This window comes from Micromonospora sp. LH3U1, from assembly GCF_028475105.1.
Taxonomy (GTDB): domain Bacteria; phylum Actinomycetota; class Actinomycetes; order Mycobacteriales; family Micromonosporaceae; genus Micromonospora.
The window spans coordinates 4,067,893-4,086,155 of sequence record NZ_CP116936.1 but is presented as its reverse complement, the minus strand read 5'-3'; the positions used below and the strand labels follow the sequence as shown (position 1 = coordinate 4,086,155).

The following is an 18,263-nucleotide window of genomic DNA, read 5'->3' as shown; positions in this document are numbered from 1 at the left end:
TCGTCAGGTGGTGGGAACGCCGAGTCGGTCCAGGAGGTGCCGGCGCAGCGCACCGAACGCCGGGTCGTCCGACGTACGGGTGGGGGACAGGTCGACGGGCAGGTCCGCGGCGATGCGGCCCGCGTCGAGGAGCAGGATCCGGTCGGCGAGCAGCAGCGCCTCCTCCACGTCGTGGGTGACCAGCAGGGCGGCGAAGCCGTGCTCGGCGCGTAGTCGGCGCAGCAGGACCTGCATCCGTAGTCGGGTCAGCGCGTCCAGGGCGCCGAACGGCTCGTCGAGCAGCAGCAGGTCCGGCTCACGGACCAGGGCCCGCGCGACAGCCACCCGTTGCGCCTGCCCGCCGGACAGCTCGGCCGGCCAGGCTCGGTGCCGTTCGGCGAGACCGACCTCGGCCAGCGCGCGCTGGATCCGCCCGGAGGTGTCCGCTCCGGACAGCCCGAGCCCGACGTTGGGCGCCACCCGCTTCCAGGGAAGCAACCGATGCTCCTGGAAGACCACGGCGGCGGTGCCGTGCACGACGATCTCACCGCTGGCGTCACCATCCAGCCCGGCGAGGATCCGCAGCAGCGTGCTCTTGCCGGATCCGCTGCCGCCGAGCAGGGCCACCACTTCGCCCCGCGCGATGGTCAGGTCGACCCCGGCCAGCACAACAGTCGGCCCGAACGCCCGGTGCACCGCGTGGGCGGTCAACACCGGCGTCGCGCCGATCAGGTGGCCCGCAGTCCGCGACGCCATGTCAACATCCTCCTCTCCAGGACGCGCAGCGCAAGGTCGGATATCAGCCCGAGCAGCGCGTAGACGAGCAGGCCGAGCACCACCACGTCGGTCTGGCTGAACTCCCGCGCCTCCATCATCAGAAAGCCGATCCCGGTCTGGGCGTTGACCTGCTCGCCGACGACCAGGCTGAGCCAGGCCGCGCCGATCGCCAGTCGCAGGCCGAGGAAGAGGGACGGCAGTGCGCCGGGCAGCACCACGTGCCGCAGTCGGGCCGCCTGCCCCAGCCCGCAGGTGCGGGCCGCTTCCACCAACCGCTCGTCGATGTCCCGGATGCCGGCGTAGGTGTTGAAGTAGATGGGGAAGAACGCGCCCAGGGCCACCAGGCTGATCTTGAGCGATTCGCCGATGCCGACCCAGATGATCAGCAACGGGACCAGGCCCAGGTGCGGCAGCATCCGGGCCATCTGCACCGGGGGGTCGACCAGGTCGTCGCCGAGCCGGAGGAGCCCCGCCACCGTGCCCAGGATCAGCGCCAGGAGACCGCCGATCAACAGCCCGGCCCCGGCGCGGGTGAGGGAGTCCAGCAGATGGATGGCGAGCGTCCCGTCACGGGCCAGTCGCCAGCCTGCGGCGAGCACGTCGCTGGGCGCGGGCAGCTTCTCCGGTGCCAGCAGCCCGGTCCGGGCGGCCAGTTCCCAGCCCAGCACCAACACGATCGGGCTGACCAACCGTCGCCACCGCCTCGCCGTCCGCTGGGGTCGGCGTGCGACCGGCGTGGGGGCCGAGACCTCGGCGGGTGCCTCGGTGAGCGTCGTACGGCTCACTGGAAGACCGCACTGAACCGGTCGTCGATTCGGGAACGGATGTCGACCGGACCCGGAATGAGTTCCAGGGCGATGAAGCTGTCGGTGATCGCCTGGAGTTCGTCGCCGATGGCGGGGGTTACCGGGGCGAGGGGCTTGGCGCTGCGGGCCAGGGCGCGACTGGTGACGTCCTGGGCGATCTTCAGCTCCGGGGCGAGCGTGCTGGCCCGGTCCTCGGGGTGGGCAATGCCCCAGTCGGTCACCTCGCGGTACCGCTGCAGGAACGCCCGGATCTCGTCCGACCGCTGGGTGACCGCGTTGGGGGCGGCCAGGACGTACTCACGGTTGCTGGCCAGACCGGTTGCGTCGGCCAGCACCTGGACCCCCGGCTGTTCGGCCAGCGCGAAGTACGGGTCCCAGATCACCCAGGCGTCGACCTGCCCGCTGTCGAACGCGGGCCGCCCCTCCGCGGGCTTGAGGTACTTGACCTGGATGTCTTTCAAGGTCATCTGGTTCGCTTCGAGCAGCCGGACCAGCAGCCAGTGCACATTGGAGCCCTTGTTGAGGGCGACCGTCTTGCCCTTGAGGTCGGCGAAGCTGCGGTAGCCGCGGTCGGCCTTGACCAGCACGGCCTCACCCTGCGGGATCGGCTCCGAGGTCCCGATGATGGAGAACGGGATCTTCCCGGCCGCGGCGAAGACGGGTGGCGCTTCGCCGACCTGGCCGATGTCGATGGACCCTGCCTTGAGTGCCTCGGTGAGCGCCGGACCGCTCTCGAACAGCGACCACTCGACGCCCGGTGTCGCGCCGCGTGCCTTGACCAGGCTCAGGCCGCCGAAGCGCTGGTAGCCGATCCGGAGGGTCTTCGCGTCGCCGGCGGCATCGGCGGACCCACCGCACGCGCTCACTCCGGCCGTGGCGAGCAGTGCCACGGTGGCGAGCACGGCCGTCAGTAGGCGGCGATGCGGGGGGCGGCTCGTCGACGGGTTGCGCATGGCGGCTCCTTGGCTGGGCATGAAGGTCCGGACGCATCGACGGGTGCCGGCGCCGTGGGCGGTAGCCTACTAACCCGATAGGTTTTATGGGTAGGCTGTCGGCGGGATCGTCCCACCCCTCAGGAGGTGCCCGCTCGCCGCGCGCGCACCCGTCCCCGCACCCGCCGCGCACTCGAGGAAAGAGCCGAGATGACCCTCACCTTCCACTGGTTCCTGCCCACCAACGGCGACAGCCGAGACATCGTCGGTGGTGGACACGGCGTCCCGGCCGGTACCGCCGGGCGTGCCCGTCCGGCCAGCGTGGCGTACCTGGGGCAGATCGCCCGCACGGCGGAGCAACTCGGCTTCGTCGGCGCGCTCACCCCGACCGGGGCCTGGTGCGAGGACGCCTGGCTGAGCACGGCGATGCTCACCGAGGTGACCGAGCGCCTCAAGTTCCTCGTCGCCTTCCGGCCCGGGCTGTTGGCCCCCACGCTGGCCGCCCAGATGGCCTCGACCTTCCAACGACTGTCCCGGGGCCGACTGCTGCTCAACGTGGTCACCGGCGGTGAGTCGCAGGAACAGCGGGCCTACGGCGACTTCCTGGACAAGGACGCCCGGTACGCGCGGTGCGACGAGTTCCTGCACGTGGTGCGCGCGTTGTGGCGCGGCGAGACGGTCGACCACGCCGGCACCCACGTACGCGTCGAGCAGGCGCGGCTGCACCGCCTGCCCGACCCGGTCCCGCCGGTCTACTTCGGTGGCTCCTCGGCCGCCGCCCTACCGGTGGCGGTGCGGCACAGCGACGTCTACCTCACCTGGGGCGAGCCGCCGGCCCTGGTCGCCGCCAAACTGGAGCGGGTCCGGGCGCTGGCTGCCGACGCCGGGCGCGAGCTGCGCTTCGGTATCCGGCTGCACGTCATCGTCCGGGACACCGCCGAGCAGGCCTGGGTGCAGGCCCAGCGCCTGCTCGACGGGATCTCCGAGGCCGACATCCGGGCGGTACAGGACGGGCTGCGCCGCAGCGAGTCCGAGGGGCAGCGGCGGATGCTCGACCTGCACGGCGGCTCCCGCGACGGCCTGGAGGTCGCACCCAACCTGTGGGCCGGGGTCGGGCTGGTCCGCGGCGGGGCCGGCACCGCGCTCGTGGGCAGCCACACCGAGGTCGCCGACCGGATCGCTGAATACCACGCGCTCGGCATCGACGAGTTCATCCTCTCCGGCTATCCGCACCTGGAGGAGGCGTACTGGTTCGGTGAGGGCGTGCTGCCGATCCTGCGCGACCGCGGGCTGTGGCGGCACCCCGACGGTGAGGAGAGCGCGGCGGCACCCGTCGACGTCCCCTTCGCCGGGTCGCCGGCACCGGTGCCCGCCGCCCGCTGACCGCGCGGACGATGGAACCTGGCGGTACGGCGATCAAAACCGGTGGCGCCGCGCCGTGGTGCGCCGCTACCGTGCCGCCGAACCACGTCGTCTAGTCAAGGGCGTCCCGTTGTACACCCTGTGAGACCTCCCGAGCGCTGATTTGTCGCGCGTCGCGCATGTGCGCCGCGCTCTTTTTTGCTGCGGACTTCTCACTGAAACCGGTGTACTTCTGTGCTCATAATTTGGGCGGTCGCGCCCACCTGCCTGCCGCTCGTTCGCCGCCGTTGCCACGCGTGCCCATCCGAGCGTTTAAGGGCAAGCGGCAAATTCCGTGTCAACGCAAACCACAAGCTCATCGACGCCTGGCTCCTCGCGCTCTGTACCGCTTGCGGGGAAACCGCAAAGCTCACGATCCTGGAGCGGATGACCGTGCGCTCCATACGACCTGAGCTGCTCGACCGACTGCACGACAACGATCCTGGCCTGACAGCCGCACTGCTCCAGGATCCAGTCGTGCAACGCCGTAATCGCTTTTCCCTCGACTGGCGCAATTCCTGGCGCCTCGATACCGGAGAAACGGATCACCTGGCGAGCGAGACAATCGACGTCTCGGTCCGCTTTGCGGCGCGGATCCCGGTCCGGCCGGTGCGACTGATCGCTGAAGGGTGCGGTCTTTCGCGGGCCGAGGTGGACAGACTGATCACGGAGGGGAGACTCGTTTCGGCAGTCCGGTTGAGCGGCAAGCTCTCCGGCGACTTCACCTTCACGCTCAAGCGCTGAGCCCTCTTCGGGACCACGGGCCTGTCCGGCCTGATCGGCCGGACAGGCCCTAGCTGGGGCGGCCGGTCGGGCGACGGCTGAGCCGCCGCGCCGCGAGGCACACCACCGTGCTGCCGGCCGCCATCCCGAGCAGCACCAGGACCGCCCCGACGGCCCACAGCCCGCTGTCGTCACTGGACGCCGCCTGCCAGGACCAGGCGGTTGTGAAGGCCACCGTCATCACCGGCGCCACCAGCCACGGGCTGAGTCGCGTGCCGGCGAGCGCGGCCAGCAGCACGAGCGTCAGCACGCAGCCGATCACCTGCCACGGCTCGTACGGCCCGCTGGTCGCGCCAGTCTGGGCATCCACCGTGTACTGCGTGTCCCGGCCCAACCAGAGCAGCCACACCCCGACCGTGGCCGCCGCCAGGAACAGAACACCGAGCAGTGAGCGCGTACCCCTCGTCGCCGTCATCCGGTGATCATGCCCCGGGTCGCGCGGAAGCGGAATGAGCACCGGTACCCAGACGCGGGCCGCCGCGCTCCCGGATCGACTGTTGTCCCGGCCGGTGAGATCCTCTACGGTCTGCTCAGTAGTGGGCGGTGCGGTCCGCATCCGACCGGACACCGCCGGTTGCCCATCGCGCGGGCCGCGGCCCGTCCGCCGTGATCCTGGAAAGCCGTCAGCTCGGCCCGCTGCCCCGGAGGACCCTGTCCGGTTCGTAGAATGCCTGCTATGCCGGATATCGTCGAGTTGCTGGCCTCGCCCGTACACCGCTTCCAGGGCCGGCCCGCCGACGGCCCGGCGCCGGCCCTGCCCGGCGAGTTGGTCGACGTGGTCCAGATCCGGGCCGGCCTCGGCATCGTCGGCGACCGGTACTTCGGCCAGCAGGCGCACCGCGACGCCAGCGTCACGGTCATCGCGCAGGAGTCGCTGCCGGTCGGCGTCGGCTTGGCGCAGGTCCGACGCAACATCCTCACCACCGGCATCGCCGTGGACGAGTTGATCGGCAGAGTGCTGATCCTGGACACCGGAGACGGCCCGGTCAGTCTGCGGGTCAACCGGGCGGCCCGGCCCTGCGCCTGGATGGACGTCACCGTCGGCCCGGGGGCGTGGAAGGCGCTGCGCACCACGGGTGGTATCCGCTGCACGCCACTCAACGACGGCACCCTGCGCGTCGGCCCGGTCGATGCCGTCGTGAGCTGAGGAAAGGGCTCGACGTTGGCCCCCGGAACAGGCATGGTGTGCACCGGACACCGCCAGGGTCGGGGCGGCCAACGCAGCGCTCGGGGGAGGCGGCAATGGAGCATGCGCTGACGGATCAGCTGGTCGACGACCGGACGATCCTGCAGGTGGTCGTGGGCTCCCGCGCGTTCGGGTTGTCCGGTGCAGCCTCGGACACCGACCGACGTGGGGTGTACGCCCTGCCGGCCTCGGCGTTCTGGGGGCTGCGGAAACCCGCGTGGCATCACGAGGGGCCGCTCCCAGAGCAGATGCGGTGGGAGGTGGAGCGGGTCTGCGTGCTGGGGCTGGCGGCGAACCCCACGGTCCTGGAAGTGCTGCACTCGCCGCTGGTCGAGACGTGCACCCCACTGGGTGCGGAGCTTCGGGCGCTCGCGCCGGCCTTCCTGTCCCGGCGGGTGGCCGACACCTACCTGCGGTACGCCACTGCCCAGTTCGGCAAGGCCGAGCGCGGGATCGCTCGTTCCGGCGTTCCGGTGTGGCGGCACGTGATGCACCTGGTCCGGCTGCTGACCGCCGGGGGTGACCTGGTCCGCACCGGTCGCCTGGTGCTGGACGTGGGCGCCGATCGGGACCGTCTGCTGGCGGTCAAGGCCGGTGCGGTGCCCTGGGACGAGATCGTCGCCTGGCGGGACCGGCTGGTGAGCCGGATGACGGCGGACCTCGCCACCAGCCCGTTGCCCGACCGGCCCGACGAGCAGAGGGTCGAGCAGTGGTTGTTCTCGGTCCGGGACCGTTCCGTGCGGTGTTCGGCGTGACGGCCTGGGAGGCTGCGGGCCTGCCGGCCGGCATCGACGACCTCGTCGCCGGCTCGGTCCTCGACCGTGACCTCGCCGTGTTGGCGGTACGGCTCGATCAGGCGCAACAGGACACCCGGCTGCCCGAGCAACCCGCCGGGTCGGCTCAGCTCAACGACCTGGTGGTGGCGGCCAGGCTGGCGGAGACGGCGGTCAGGCCGGGCTGATGTGCGCGGCCAGGACCCGCCAGCCGTGCGAGTCGTCGTGGACCCAGGTCCGGGTGTAGCGCAGGCGCGCCGCGAACGCGGCCCCCTCGAACACGCCGGCCACCCGGCCCAGGAAGAAGGTCACCCCGGTGGACCCGACGACGAGCAGGTCCAGCTCCTCCTCGACCAGTTCCTCCACCACGGAGCGGCGGTCCCGGTGCGCGGCCAGGTCCTCCTGCTTGGTTTGCACACGGCCGTCCGGGCCGATGGCGATCAGCTGGTCGATGAGCAGTTGGTCGAGGGCGGCGACGTCGCCGGCCCGCTGGGCCGCCTGCAGAGTGCGCTCGGCATCCAGCAGCTCTGCCTCGCGTGCGCTGTCCGGCATCGTGCCGTCCTCCGTTTCCGGGGGGTCAGGGAGCTGCGTCGAAGGTAATGGACTCGCTCAGCTCCCGCCAGCGCGCGTCCGACGCGGCGAGGGCTCGGCCGAGGCCGCGGGAACATCCGGTGATGAGCCAGACTCGTGGCACGAGGTCGCCTCCGCTTCGGTGGGTCAACCGCTGCTACGGGCGGATGTCCAGGGCGCCGATCACGTCGTCGCGCAGCGTGAACCGGTACCGCAGCTCGATCGGACTGCCGGGAAAGTCACCGGACACCCGGGTGAGGACCAGGTACGAGTCGCCCGCCTGCGGTGTGACACGGACCGGCTCGGCGGTGTACGCGTAGGCATCCATCGTCTTCTGCCGCCAGGCGCGGATCGAGGCCCGTCCGTCGTACAGCCGGGCCTCGTCGGCAACGCTCGCGGTGTCCGCGAAACAGGCGACGAAGGCATCCAGATCCCGGTCGTTGCTGGCCCGGAAGTACCGGTCGATCACGTCGGGCAGGTCGACCGCCATCTGCTCCTCCTGCGGCGCGGGCCGCCGTCGGGCAGCCGCCGGGTTCCCGGTCCGACCTCACCGTACGAGAACGGGACGCCACCGCGCGGAGCAACCAACAGACCCATCCCGCTCCGGCTGCCGGGTTTGCTGCCGGTGGGCCCGGGTAGCCACGCGTTTCCGGAACGAAGGGCGGGGGCATGGCCGAGCTGACGTTCGTCGACAAGGTTGCGGCACGGGCGGGCGTGCCGCCGGAGCAGGCGCGCCCACTGACCGAGGCCGTTCTGCGGACCCTCACCGAGCGGCTCAGCGGCGGTGAGGCGGGCGCGTTGGCCCCCCACCTGGCCGACGAGCTGGGCCCGCTGCTGGTCAAGGCCGCGGAGCCGCCGGAAGCGTTCGGCTACGACGAGTTCCTGCGCCGGGTGGCCGACCGCGCCGGGATCGACCGCACCGCCGCCGAGCGGGGCACCCGGGCCGTCCTCCAGACGATGCACCGGGTGGTCGGGCATCGGGAGTTCGAGGACGCGCTGGCCCAACTCCCGGCGGACCTGCGGGCGCTGGCACAACCGCTGCCGCACGGCCCCTGACCGGCGTCTTCACCGATCTGTCTTTCCACGACCTGTCGTGCCGGGGCGTGGCCTGACCAGCGGTCAGACCACGCCCTCGTGCAACGTCAGCCGGTTACCCCGCTACTGACCACCCACTTCTGGTGGGTGCCGCCCGCGTACGTGCCGAGCTGGATCTGTGTGCCGTCGGCGGTGCCACCGCCGGCGGCTTCCAGGACCTTGCCGGACTGCGGATTACGGATCGACCCGTCGGTCTGCGGCTGCCAGACCTGCGCGCCGGTGCCGTTGCAGGTCCAGAGCTGAACCTTCGTGCCGTTGGCGGTGCCGCCGTTGTCCACGTCCAGGCACTTGCCCAGCACCCGGTACGTCTCGCCGACCCGGGTCCACGACTGCGCGCCGGTGCCGTTGCAGGTCCAGAGCTGGATCTTCGTGCCGTCGGCGGTGCCGGCGTTGTCGACGTCCAGGCACTTGCCGCCCACCCCGGTGATGGTCCCGCTGGTCGGCGGGGGAGGGCTACCCGGGATCGAGTTGAGCGTGTACCACGCCTCGGTGCTCCACAGTGACTGGCCGCTGGTGGAGGTGAACGGGCGAGGGGAGCGCAGGTGGACGACCCGCCCGGCCTTGCGACCGGCCACCGCGAGGGTGACCTTCTTCCCGTCCGCCGAGAGGGTGGCCGAGGTGACGGTCAGCGTCTCCTCGTCGATCTTCGGGCCGCCGTAGCTGGCCGTCGCCTGGTACCGCCACTGCTTGACCTTGTAGTGCGCGGCCAGGTTGGCGGCGGTTTCCGTCGAGACCGGCTGGGTGTACTCCACCTCGAACCCGGCCGTGGTGGCCCGCATGGCGAGCATCTCGAACGCGGTGGTGCTGTTCGGGGTGAGCTTCTGCAGGCCGTACGACAGCTTGCCGGTCTGGCCCCAGTTGCCGCCCGCGCCGAGCCCGCCGACGTAGATCGCGCCGTCCGGGCCGATGTTGACCTCGGAGACGCCCGCCTCCAGGCCCTGGGTGAGCCGGAACAGGGCGCCCTGGTACTCGCCGTTGACCTTCTCCACATTCGCCCGTTGGAGGCCGCCGTACGTCACGTCACCGATGACGAACTGGCCGGCGTATCGGCCGCTGGTCAGGTACAGCGGGGTGCTGGGCGAGTTGGCGATCTCGTTCTGTGGCATCCAGAGCACCGGTGGGGTGACCGGGTTGGCGTCGAACGGGCCGGCCGGGTTCGTGTAGTGGTTGAAGAACCGGCCCTGCTTGATGTGCACGAGCTTCGACGAGGGCAGCCAGCCGCCCTGGTTGTCGGTGACGAAGATGCCGCCCTCGGGGCCCCAGCCGATGCCGTGCGGGGTACGCAGGCCGCCAGCGACGTAGCTGACCGCGCCGGTGTCCTTGTTGATCTTGAGGGTGCTGCCCCGGTTGGCGGCGGGCTGCGGGTTGGTGGTGGCGCCGCCGGAGTTGATCGACACCGACAGGTTCACGTAGAAGAACCCGTCCTGGTAGAGCAGGCCGAACGCGAACTCGTGGAAGTTGCCGCCGTACGGCCAGGTGGCGACGGTGTCCAGGCGCTCGGCCACCTCGTCGCCGCCGGTGTTCACCAGCCGGGTCAGCCGCTGCTTCTCCGAGACGTAGACCACCCCGTCGACGACCTTCAGCCCCATCGGCTCCTTCAGGCCGCCGGCGATCTTCTTGGTGGTGACGTTTCCCGGACTTGTCGACCCGCCGGTGTTGCCGAGGATCCAGACCTCGCCGTCCTGGGAGGTGCCGGACTGGTCGCTGCCGCCCCAGGTGCAGATGACCAGGCGGCCGTCGGCCAGCCAGTCCATGCCGGTGACCTTCGGCTGGAAGCCGGTGGGCCGCAGGTTGGTCAGCGTGTAGCCGGGGTGCACGGTGGTCAGCGGTAGGCCGTCGCCGGGTGAGTCGGCGATCCCTTCGCACTCCTTGCGGCCGGGTGCGGTCACCCGGACCACGCCGGCGTCGGTGCTCAGTGCCGAGTTCGGTACGACCACGAAGGACGACGAGCCGGGCGTCTTCCATTCGAGGGTGATCTGCTGCCCGCCGTCGCGCTCGAAGTGATCGATGCGCAGCGCATGCAGGCCGGCGGTGAGGGTGACGGTGCCCTCCTTGGGCGGGGTCGCACCGTGCAGACCGTCGTGGTTGATCACCACGGCGTTGTCGATCGACAGCTTGGATCCGTCGTCGCTGCTGAGCCGGAAGGTGTAGCTGCCGGCCTGGGTGGTGGTGATGTTGCCGAGCACCTGCGAGACGAAGTAGTTGTCGAAGCCGAAGTCGGCGGTCGACGTCCAGTTGATCGTCGACATCAGCTTGTCCACGTTCGGGGTCTGCGCGGGCTTGAGTGTGCAGATCTCGGAGAGCGGCACCTGCACGTCGAAGACGCGCAGCGTGACGCCCGGTTCCTGTGCGGGAGCGGCGGTGGCCGGGGCGGTCCAGAATCCGGCGGTGAGGACGAGTGCCAGCGCACCCAGGATTGGACTGCGGAGTCGGCGTTGCAGGCGTGTGCCCATCGTTCCTCCAGAAGGGAGCGGAGTGTCCGACGGCCGGCGCGGAGCAGGGGTGGGGGTGGCCGCCGGCCCGGGTCCGAAACGTCCTCGACGCCGACGAGTGACGTTGCGGAAACACCGGGTTGATGGGTCGAGACATTAGGGTGTTTCGATTGGACTGTCCATGGCTTCGCGTCGATACATCAAAAGTTCCCGATGTTCGTGCGAAAGTTCGTGGTGGTACGCGGAAAATGCCGGCTTCGGCGGACCTATCGCCGTCCGCGCCGGGCCGGACCACCGGCGCGATTGCCGGGTTTACGGGTGGGGCTGGCGGACTTGCGGGCCGGGGAACCGGCCTTGCCTGCCGAGCCTGAGCCGGAGGGCCGGCGGCCCGGGGCGGAGGCTCCGCGCGCGGCGGGTCGACGGCGAGCCGCCACCAGCACGATCGCGGCGACCACGACGACGAGCAGGAGCGGCACCAACCAGGCCGGGAACCCACCACCCTGCTTCTTCTCCGTGGCACCGGCTGGATCGTTCGCCGGGGCGTCGGTAACGCCCGCCGGGCTGGCAGCCGCGCCCGGGCTCGCCGACGCCGTGCCCTCGACCTGGGCGAGCAGTGCCGCATCCGGCCCCGTTGTCGGCGCCGACCAACCGGCCGGCGCGGCCGTGCTCGGCCCCTGGTAATCGAAGGTGACGTTGCCTCGCACCGCTTCACCATCGGAGGCCGCGGAGAGGTAGGTGGCGGTGTAGCGGCCCTTCGCCGGCCAGTGCGCGACGGTCACCATGGCCGGGAAGCCAGTGTGGTACAGCCGCGGCTCGAACACGCCGTTGACCATGAAGTACTCCTGGACCGGCTTGTCCAGCCGCTTCGGCTCGCCGTACGACCAGCCGCTGTCCACTCGCGACCCGTTCGGCCCGGTGATGGTGAAGTGGGCGTTCGAGGCCGGCTTCTCGGTGAAGTACAACCCCACCTGCGTCAGAGGCTCGCGAACCACGGTGCCGGTCAACGGGGTGGACGTCGCCAACTGCCCGTGCGCGGACGCCGGAGCGACGGGCAGCAACAGCGACACCACCAGCGTCGCGGCCAGTGCCGCCATGGTGCGGCTCAGGACGTTACGCGCAGTGACCAGCCTCGATTGCATCCGTTCATCATGGTCATTTCCCCGCCGCCGAACAAGACGTAGAGTTCTCCTCCCCGACGATCAACTCGACACCCGTCCCCCTCGCGTCGTTCGGAGTCCGCCCGTGTTCGTCCGTACCCCCGCCCTCCGCACCTCCGCCGCCCTCGCCGCCAGCGTCCTCGCCGCCCTGCTCGTCACGGGTTGCGGGCAGGACGACGACCCCTCCGTGGCCAGCCCCTCGACGACGCCGACGTCCGCCGCGCCGCCGAGCGCCACCGCCACCGCGTCGACTCCGACAACCAGCTCGACACCCAGCGCCACCGCCAGCACCCCGGCCGTGGACAAGGAAATCATCGTGACGATCGCGAAGCGGCGGGTCGATCCGCCGACCGGACGGGTCACCGTGAGTAAGGGGCAACTGGTCCGGATCACGGTTACCTCGGACGTGTCCGACGAACTGCACGTACACGGGTACGACCTGGGCGCTCGACTTCCGGCCGGCACGCCTGGCTCGGTGGAGTTCCGGGCCGACAAGACCGGGCTGTTCGAGGTCGAGACGCACGAAACCGAGCTGGTGTTGTTCCAGCTCGTCGTCCGCTGAGCGACATGACGGCCGCTCCCACGCTGCTGGCACACGGCGTCGGCGGCCGGCAGGACCTGCCGATCACGCTGCCGCAACTCGTCATCGCCGCCGCGCTGACCCTCGTCGTCACGTTCCTCGCGCTCGGTCTGCTCTGGCGCGAACCCCGACTCGACCGGGACGCGACCGGTGGCCGCCCCGTGCCGCAATGGCTCGCCCGACTCGTCGACGCACCCACCTGTCGGTGGGTGCTGCGCGGCTTCGGTCTGCTCGCCGCCGCCTGGTTCTGCCTCGGCCTGCTGGGTGGGCCGGACACTGCGGACAACCCGACGGCCGGCGCGCTCTACGTGCTGCTCTGGGTCGGGCTGGCACCGCTGTCGCTGCTGCTAGGCCCGGTCTGGCGGGCGGTCAACCCGCTACGGACGGTGCACCTGCTCGCGGCGCTGACAGCGCGGCGCGACCCGGACCATGGGGTCCGTGAGCTGCCGGCCGGCGTGGGAATGTGGCCGGCCGCCGCCACCCTGTTCGGGTTCGTCTGGCTGGAACTGGTCGCACCCGAACGGGCCACCCTGCCCGTCATCACCGCCTGGCTCGCCGCGTACGCGGTGGTCATGCTGGCCGGGGCGGCGTTGTTCGGCGCCGGCTGGTTCGACCGCGCCGACCCGTTCGAGGCGTACAGCGCCCTGATCGGTCAGCTCGCCCCGATCGGCCGGGCCACGGACGGCGTGCTGGTGTGGCGCAACCCGCTCGACGGGATCGCCGGGCTGCGGCCCCGCCCCGGGCTGGTCGCCGTGGTGATCGTGCTGCTCGGCTCGACCATGTACGACAGCCTTTCCAACGCGCCGGGCTGGCTGCGCTTCAGCCAGGAGAACGGCCTGCATCCGGCGGTCACCGGCAGCGCCGGGCTGATCCTCGTCGTCGCCGCCGTCGCGGTGGCGTACCTCGCCGCCACCGGGGCGCGGCGCGCATCGGCCGCGCCGACCCGGCCGACGCCCGAGGAGTGCCGGGCGAGATCGCCCACTCGATCGTGCCGATCGCGGTGGGCTACGTGGTGGCGCACTACTACTCACTGCTGATCCTGGAAGGCCAGCGCACCATCGCGCTGCTCTCCGACCCCCTGGGCACCGGCGCCAACTGGCTCGGCACCGCCGGCTGGGAGCCGCACACCGGGCTGGTCACGCCCTCCGGGGTGGCCAGCCTCCAGATCACCGTCATCATCCTCGGACACCTGCTCGGCACGCTGCTCGCCCACGACCGCGCCCTGTACCTGTTTCCCCGGGCCCGGGCGGTCGCTGGTCAGCTACCGCTGCTGGCGCTGATGGTCGCGTATACCGTCGCCGGTCTGCTGCTGCTCTACGCGGGGTAGTCCAGCCCGGTTCCGACCCCTGAGTCATGATGGCCCGTGGACTCCGATCTTCAGCGCTACCTCGACGACCTGGTCACCGCCGCCCGGGACGTGCTCGGGGCCGACCTGGTCGGCGCGTACGCGGCCGGTTCCGTGGGGCTCGGCGCGTACCAGGCCGGCCGCAGCGACGTCGACGTGGCGCTGCTCTGCGCCGGGCCGCTCACCGAGGCCGCCAAACAGGCGTTGGTGGCGTGCCTGCGTCACGAGGTGCTGCCCTGCCCGGCGCGAGGGCTGGAGCTGGTGGCCTACAGCCGGGCGGTGGCCGCCTCCGGAACACCGGAGCCTGGCTTCGAGGTCGAACTCAACACCGGGTCCGGCATGCCGTTCCGGTGCACCCTCGACCCCGCCGACCGGCCGGCCGCCGACGGCCGCTTCTGGTACGGGCTGGATCGCAGCATCCTGCACCAGAGTGGGCTGCCGCTGCTCGGACCGCCGGCCGGAGAGGTCTTCGCCGACCTCACCCCGGCGGACCTGCGCCGCCTGCTCATCGAGGCGCTGTCCTGGTGGCTGGCCCTGCCGACACCGCCGGACGACCAGCCCGCGCCCGGCACGGAGGACGCGGTGCTCGGCGCCTGCCGATCGCTGGTGCGGCACCGCGACGGCATGTGGCTTGCGAAGGTGGCGGCTGGTCAGCGGCTGATCGACACCGGTGACCCGGCTGAGGTGATCCACCGCGCGGTCGACGCCCGGCACGGTGGGCCGCCGCCCACCGGAGCGCAGGCCCGCGCCTTCCAGCAGCGGGTACGCGACGAGATCGCCGCGTAGGCAGCCGGGCGGGTGGACGATCCACTCCATGACGGCCAGCTTCGCTGCCGCGCGTATCTCAGCAAGGGGGGCGGCGTCGGCGCGGGACCACCCGGCGGTCGTCCCGGGCCCGTGTGGATTCGCCCCGGACCCGGGTCAACCGCTGCTGAGGTCAGTGCCGGCCGGCGCCGTTCTCGCTGACCGGCTGCCCGAAGGCCAGGAACGGCACGGGCGTCGGGGCGTCAGGTCGGGTGAAGATTCGCTCGACCTCAACGGCCGGCACGTCCGGGGCGGCCGTCCGGTCGGTAGACGCGACCACCGGCTCGTCCAGGGTGGTCGGTTCGCTGGAGCGCTCACCACCGGACTGGTCACCACCGGTCCGCTCGCCACCGGACTGGTCGGCAGCGGGCTGGCCAGCGCTGGGCTGGTCGGCAGCGGACTGGTCGTCGGCGGGTCGGTCGACCTCGGTCCGCGTACCACCGGTCCGCTCGGCGGGGTACCGGTCGGGAGCGGGTCGATCGGCGCTGGAACGGGCACCCACCATCGGGTACTCGGCGGTCTCCGTACCGCCGGCTGCCGCGGCCATGACCGCGGCGGAGGCGAGGTCGGCCACCCGCTTCGCCTCCCGCTGCACCCGGGCGCGGACCTCCTTGGCGTGCCGCTCGGCGGAGTCCCCGGCCCGTCGGGCCTCGTCGAGCCGGGCATTCTCGGCGGTGAGGTCCCGGCGGACCTCGCTGAGCCGCTGCTGCATCCGCGACAGCTCGTCCTCCAGCGTCTCGCCCTCCTGGCGGACCTCGGCGAGCTGCTGGCGGGCAGTGTCCAGCTCGGCGTTCAGCTGGGCGGCCTCCTGCCGGCGCTCCTCAAGCTCCTGCTGCAGGACGGTCAGCTGCTCCTGGTGGCTGGCGGCCTGCTCGTCGGCGCGGTTGCGCAGCTCGGTCACGTGCTGCTGCGCCTCGGCCAGCAGTGCGGCGATCTGCTGCTCGGTCGTGCTGCGCTGCTCGTCCAGCTCCTGCTCAGCGGCGGCCTGCTGCTCGGCGATCTCCTGCTCGGCGGCAGCCCGCCGCTCGTTGACCTCCCGCTCCACGTTGGCCTGCCACTGGGCCATCTCCTGCTGGTTCTTGGCGCGGGCCGACTGGAGCTCCTGCTGGATCTGGGTGCGGGCCGACTTCATCAGCGCGTCGGCGGCGACCCGGGTCTGGTTGAGCTGCTGCCCGCTCTGCTCGGTGATCCGCTTCGCCTCGTGCTGGGCGCGCTCGTGCGCGGCCTCACCGTCGGCGCGCAACTGCTCGGCGTGCTCGCGAATGGCGGTCAGCTCGGCCTCGGCGTGGGTGCGCCGCTCCTCGTGCGCCTGCTCCTGCTCGGCTCGTCGGGCCGCCAGTTCCTCCGACAGGTCCTGGCGTGCCTGCGCGGCCCGTTCACGGGTGTCGGCGATGATCCGCTCCGACTCGCTGCGCAGCTCGTTCGCCCGGTCGGTGGCCGACTCGGTGATCATGTTGGCCTGCTTCTCGGCGAGCGCCATGATCTCACCGACCATCGGGCCCAGATCGTGAAACGAGGCGCGGTCCACCTGCACTGGTTGCTCCTGGAGTTCGGCCAGTTCGGCACGCAGCCGCTGCACCTCGGCCGTCAGCTCACGGACCCGGACGGCGGAGCGCCCGTGCTCTCCGCTCAGCATCGTGATCTGACCGTCGAGCTGCTCCAGGTGCCGGTCCACCTGACGTTTGTCGTAGCCACGCAGGGCGAGCTCGAAGCTCGGCCGCGAGGCCGCATCGTCGCGTACTGCGTGCGGCTCAGCGCCGATGGACATGCACCATCCTCCGTACGATTGGGCGGTAGGGCCAACGGTCGACCGCCCGCGCGGGCCGTCAGTGTGGCGCAACGCTACCGCCGAGCCGACCTCTTGCGAAGTCCCGCCCCACCACCTCGCATCCCGCCCCGCCCTGGCACCCCGTTCCCGCGTCGATCATGGACGCGTGGTGCCGGGAAGGTGGTGATCCGCCACCTTCGTCACCCACCACAACTCCATGATCGACGCGGGTCGCTGACTAACGGCGGCGAGCTACGAGGACCGCGTCGTGCAGCGTGATGTCCTGGCCCTCCGGGTCGGTGGCGGGACGGGGGCGGGCCTCGGCGGCCAGCACCTCCCAGCGGGCCGGGTCCAGAGCGGCAGCGACGTCCTCGGCGGTGTACATCATGTCCGGCATGTGCAGCCGGTGCGCCGACGTCCACAGATCCGACGGGTGGTGCCCGACGATCAGCAGGGTGCCGCCCGGCGCCACCGCCGCGGCCAGCCGGGCGAACAACTCCCGCCGCTGCACCGGGGGCAGGTGCATGAACTGCGCGGACACCAGGTCGTACGCCTCCTCGGCGGGTGGCTTGTCGCGCAGGTCGGCGTGTGTGAATTCGATGCGGTCGCCGACCCCGGCGGTGTCGGCGTGGGCGGCGGCCCGGTCCAGCGCGGTGCTGGAGATGTCCGCCGCCGTCACCCGCCAGCCGCGCTCGGCCAGCCACACCGCGTCGGCGCCCTCGCCGCTGCCCACGTCCAGCGCGTGCCCGGGGGTCAGGTCGGCGGCCTCGGTGACCAGTTGCGGGTTCGGTCGGCCGCTCCACACCGAGGGCCGGGACTGGTAGCGCTCCTCCCACGCCGGCTGCTCGAACGTCGTGGCCACCAACTGCCGGTACGCGGTCACCGCCTCGCGGGTGTCCTCGGCGATGAGGTCGGCGTTGATCGCCGCACCGGCGGTGAGGCCAGCCGCGGCGGACGTGATGACCTGGCCACGGATGTCGGCCACGTTGCCGGCCACCCAGACACCGGGGACGGTCGTCGCCCCGGTGGGGTCGGCCGGGATCTGGGCACCGATCACGTGCTCACCCATCATCACCTCCTCGGGGGCCAGACCCAGCCCCACCAGCAGATCGGCACGCGGCGTCAGCCGCGTCGCCACCACGATCGCGTCCAGCGCCACCACCCGGCCGTCGGCCAGTCGTACGCCGGTCAGCGCGTCCCCGGTCACCTCGACCTCGGCGACCGGACCCGGCACCACCGCGATGCCCCTGGCGGCGAGCCGTTCGGCGGTCTCCTCGTCCGGGGCGGGGGCGTCGTGCAGCAGGAGCAGCACGTGGGAGCTCCACTGTCGCCACATCTCGGCCTGGTGTACGGCCAGCGGCCCGGTGGCCAGCACGCCGATCCGCTGGTCCTGGACCTCCCAGCCGTGGCAGTACGGGCAGTGCAGCACGTCACGGCCCCACCGTTGTGCCAGACCGGGCACGTCGGGCAGCTGGTCGGTCAGCCCGGTGGTCACCAGCAGCCGACGGGCCCGCACCGCACTACCGTCGTCGAGCGCGAGCTGGAATCCCTGGTCGTCACGGGTCGCGATGTCCACCCGTCCGGTGCGGAACTGCCCGCCGTACCCGGCTACCTCGGCCCGCCCGACCGCGACCAGCTCGCCCGGCGGGGTCCCCTCCCGGCCCAGGTAGTTGTGCACCTGGTCGGCCGGAGCGTTGCGCGGCTCACCGGAGTCGATCACCAGCACCGACCGGCGGGCCCGGGTCAGCGCCAGGGCTCCGCTGAGCCCCGCGGCGCCGCCGCCCACCACCACCACGTCGTATGTCTCATCCACCGGAATCTCCCTCTGACTTGTCGGCTGAGCCCACCATCCGTCGTCGCCGCCCAAGTGGCAAC

The 18,263-nt window shown here is 71.6% G+C and carries 20 protein-coding genes; 10 read left to right on the top strand and 10 right to left on the bottom strand.

The window, feature by feature from the left end:
* Positions 1-3: 3 nt before the first annotated feature.
* Genes PCA76_RS18785 through PCA76_RS18775 form a run of 3 tightly spaced genes read right to left on the bottom strand, consistent with a single transcriptional unit; the run spans position 4 to position 2,515 of the window.
* Positions 4-735: an ABC transporter ATP-binding protein gene (locus tag PCA76_RS18785; protein WP_272611744.1), complete on the bottom strand. Its 732-nt coding sequence runs from the start codon at positions 733-735 to the stop codon at positions 4-6.
* Positions 708-1,541, bottom strand: a complete 834-nt coding sequence (locus PCA76_RS18780) for an ABC transporter permease (RefSeq protein WP_272611743.1) — start codon at positions 1,539-1,541, stop codon at positions 708-710. The genes PCA76_RS18785 and PCA76_RS18780 overlap by 28 nt, the downstream gene beginning before the upstream one ends.
* Positions 1,538-2,515, bottom strand: coding sequence for an aliphatic sulfonate ABC transporter substrate-binding protein (locus PCA76_RS18775; RefSeq protein WP_272611742.1), 978 nt, complete (start codon positions 2,513-2,515; stop codon positions 1,538-1,540). The genes PCA76_RS18780 and PCA76_RS18775 overlap by 4 nt, the downstream gene beginning before the upstream one ends.
* Before the next feature lie 189 nt (positions 2,516-2,704).
* On the opposite strand from PCA76_RS18775, the gene PCA76_RS18770 reads away from it, so the two are divergent.
* Together PCA76_RS18770 and PCA76_RS18765 are read left to right on the top strand one after the other, a co-directional pair.
* A complete protein-coding gene (locus PCA76_RS18770) occupies positions 2,705-3,877 on the top strand; it encodes an LLM class flavin-dependent oxidoreductase (RefSeq protein ID WP_272611741.1) in 1,173 nt (390 codons plus the stop codon).
* A gap of 213 nt (positions 3,878-4,090) precedes the next feature.
* Entirely contained in the window at positions 4,091-4,639 is a 549-nt protein-coding gene (locus tag PCA76_RS18765) for a DUF1062 domain-containing protein (protein WP_272611740.1), read from the top strand.
* Between the two features lie 49 nt (positions 4,640-4,688).
* On the opposite strand, the gene PCA76_RS18760 is transcribed toward PCA76_RS18765, so the two are convergent.
* Positions 4,689-5,093 carry a hypothetical protein gene (locus PCA76_RS18760; RefSeq protein WP_272611739.1) on the bottom strand — a complete coding sequence of 135 codons (405 nt, stop codon included), beginning with the start codon at positions 5,091-5,093 and terminating at the stop codon, positions 4,689-4,691.
* A 261-nt stretch (positions 5,094-5,354) separates the two neighbouring features.
* On the opposite strand from PCA76_RS18760, the gene PCA76_RS18755 reads away from it, so the two are divergent.
* The 3 genes from PCA76_RS18755 (at position 5,355) to PCA76_RS18745 (ending at position 6,825) form a co-directional block, all read left to right on the top strand.
* On the top strand, positions 5,355-5,825 hold the full coding sequence (locus PCA76_RS18755) for a molybdenum cofactor biosysynthesis protein (protein WP_272611738.1): 471 nt from the start codon (positions 5,355-5,357) through the stop codon (positions 5,823-5,825).
* Positions 5,826-5,920: 95 nt separating this feature from the next.
* Positions 5,921-6,619, top strand: coding sequence for a nucleotidyltransferase domain-containing protein (locus PCA76_RS18750; RefSeq protein WP_272611736.1), 699 nt, complete (start codon positions 5,921-5,923; stop codon positions 6,617-6,619).
* A complete protein-coding gene (locus tag PCA76_RS18745) occupies positions 6,616-6,825 on the top strand; it encodes a hypothetical protein (protein WP_272611735.1) in 210 nt (69 codons plus the stop codon). The genes PCA76_RS18750 and PCA76_RS18745 overlap by 4 nt, the downstream gene beginning before the upstream one ends.
* On the opposite strand, the gene PCA76_RS18740 is transcribed toward PCA76_RS18745, so the two are convergent.
* Both PCA76_RS18740 and PCA76_RS18735 read right to left on the bottom strand, forming a co-directional pair.
* Positions 6,812-7,189 carry a nuclear transport factor 2 family protein gene (locus tag PCA76_RS18740; RefSeq protein WP_272611733.1) on the bottom strand — a complete coding sequence of 126 codons (378 nt, stop codon included), beginning with the start codon at positions 7,187-7,189 and terminating at the stop codon, positions 6,812-6,814. The genes PCA76_RS18745 and PCA76_RS18740 overlap by 14 nt on opposite strands.
* Positions 7,190-7,364: 175 nt before the next feature.
* The gene (locus PCA76_RS18735; protein ID WP_272611732.1) at positions 7,365-7,697 is read right to left on the bottom strand and encodes a nuclear transport factor 2 family protein; all 333 of its coding nucleotides are present in this window, start codon (positions 7,695-7,697) and stop codon (positions 7,365-7,367) included.
* A 179-nt stretch (positions 7,698-7,876) separates the two neighbouring features.
* On the opposite strand from PCA76_RS18735, the gene PCA76_RS18730 reads away from it, so the two are divergent.
* Positions 7,877-8,263 carry a DUF2267 domain-containing protein gene (locus PCA76_RS18730; protein ID WP_272611731.1) on the top strand — a complete coding sequence of 129 codons (387 nt, stop codon included), beginning with the start codon at positions 7,877-7,879 and terminating at the stop codon, positions 8,261-8,263.
* 86 nt (positions 8,264-8,349) lie between these two features.
* Here the strand turns inward: PCA76_RS18730 and PCA76_RS18725 are convergent, their stop codons facing one another.
* Together PCA76_RS18725 and PCA76_RS18720 are read right to left on the bottom strand one after the other, a co-directional pair.
* On the bottom strand, positions 8,350-10,755 hold the full coding sequence (locus PCA76_RS18725) for a ricin-type beta-trefoil lectin domain protein (RefSeq protein ID WP_272611730.1): 2,406 nt from the start codon (positions 10,753-10,755) through the stop codon (positions 8,350-8,352).
* A 245-nt stretch (positions 10,756-11,000) separates the two neighbouring features.
* On the bottom strand, positions 11,001-11,873 hold the full coding sequence (locus tag PCA76_RS18720; RefSeq protein ID WP_272611729.1) for a copper resistance CopC family protein: 873 nt from the start codon (positions 11,871-11,873) through the stop codon (positions 11,001-11,003).
* A gap of 103 nt (positions 11,874-11,976) precedes the next feature.
* Between PCA76_RS18720 and PCA76_RS18715 the strand changes: the two genes are divergently transcribed.
* From PCA76_RS18715 to PCA76_RS18700, 4 genes are read left to right on the top strand one after another with little or no spacing between them, the layout of a single operon-like run.
* A complete protein-coding gene (locus PCA76_RS18715; RefSeq protein WP_272611728.1) occupies positions 11,977-12,453 on the top strand; it encodes a hypothetical protein in 477 nt (158 codons plus the stop codon).
* Positions 12,454-12,458: 5 nt separating this feature from the next.
* A complete protein-coding gene (locus tag PCA76_RS18710; RefSeq protein WP_272611727.1) occupies positions 12,459-13,508 on the top strand; it encodes a hypothetical protein in 1,050 nt (349 codons plus the stop codon).
* A complete protein-coding gene (locus tag PCA76_RS18705; RefSeq protein ID WP_272611726.1) occupies positions 13,460-13,798 on the top strand; it encodes a hypothetical protein in 339 nt (112 codons plus the stop codon). The genes PCA76_RS18710 and PCA76_RS18705 overlap by 49 nt, the downstream gene beginning before the upstream one ends.
* Before the next feature lie 36 nt (positions 13,799-13,834).
* Complete coding sequence (locus tag PCA76_RS18700) at positions 13,835-14,602, top strand: nucleotidyltransferase domain-containing protein (protein WP_272611725.1); 768 nt, start codon at positions 13,835-13,837, stop codon at positions 14,600-14,602.
* A 151-nt stretch (positions 14,603-14,753) separates the two neighbouring features.
* Here PCA76_RS18700 and PCA76_RS18695 read toward each other — a convergent pair whose 3' ends face one another.
* Complete coding sequence (locus PCA76_RS18695; RefSeq protein WP_272611724.1) at positions 14,754-16,388, bottom strand: hypothetical protein; 1,635 nt, start codon at positions 16,386-16,388, stop codon at positions 14,754-14,756.
* A 238-nt stretch (positions 16,389-16,626) separates the two neighbouring features.
* Complete coding sequence (locus PCA76_RS18690; RefSeq protein ID WP_272611723.1) at positions 16,627-18,201, bottom strand: bifunctional NAD(P)/FAD-dependent oxidoreductase/class I SAM-dependent methyltransferase; 1,575 nt, start codon at positions 18,199-18,201, stop codon at positions 16,627-16,629.
* Positions 18,202-18,263: the final 62 nt, after the last annotated feature.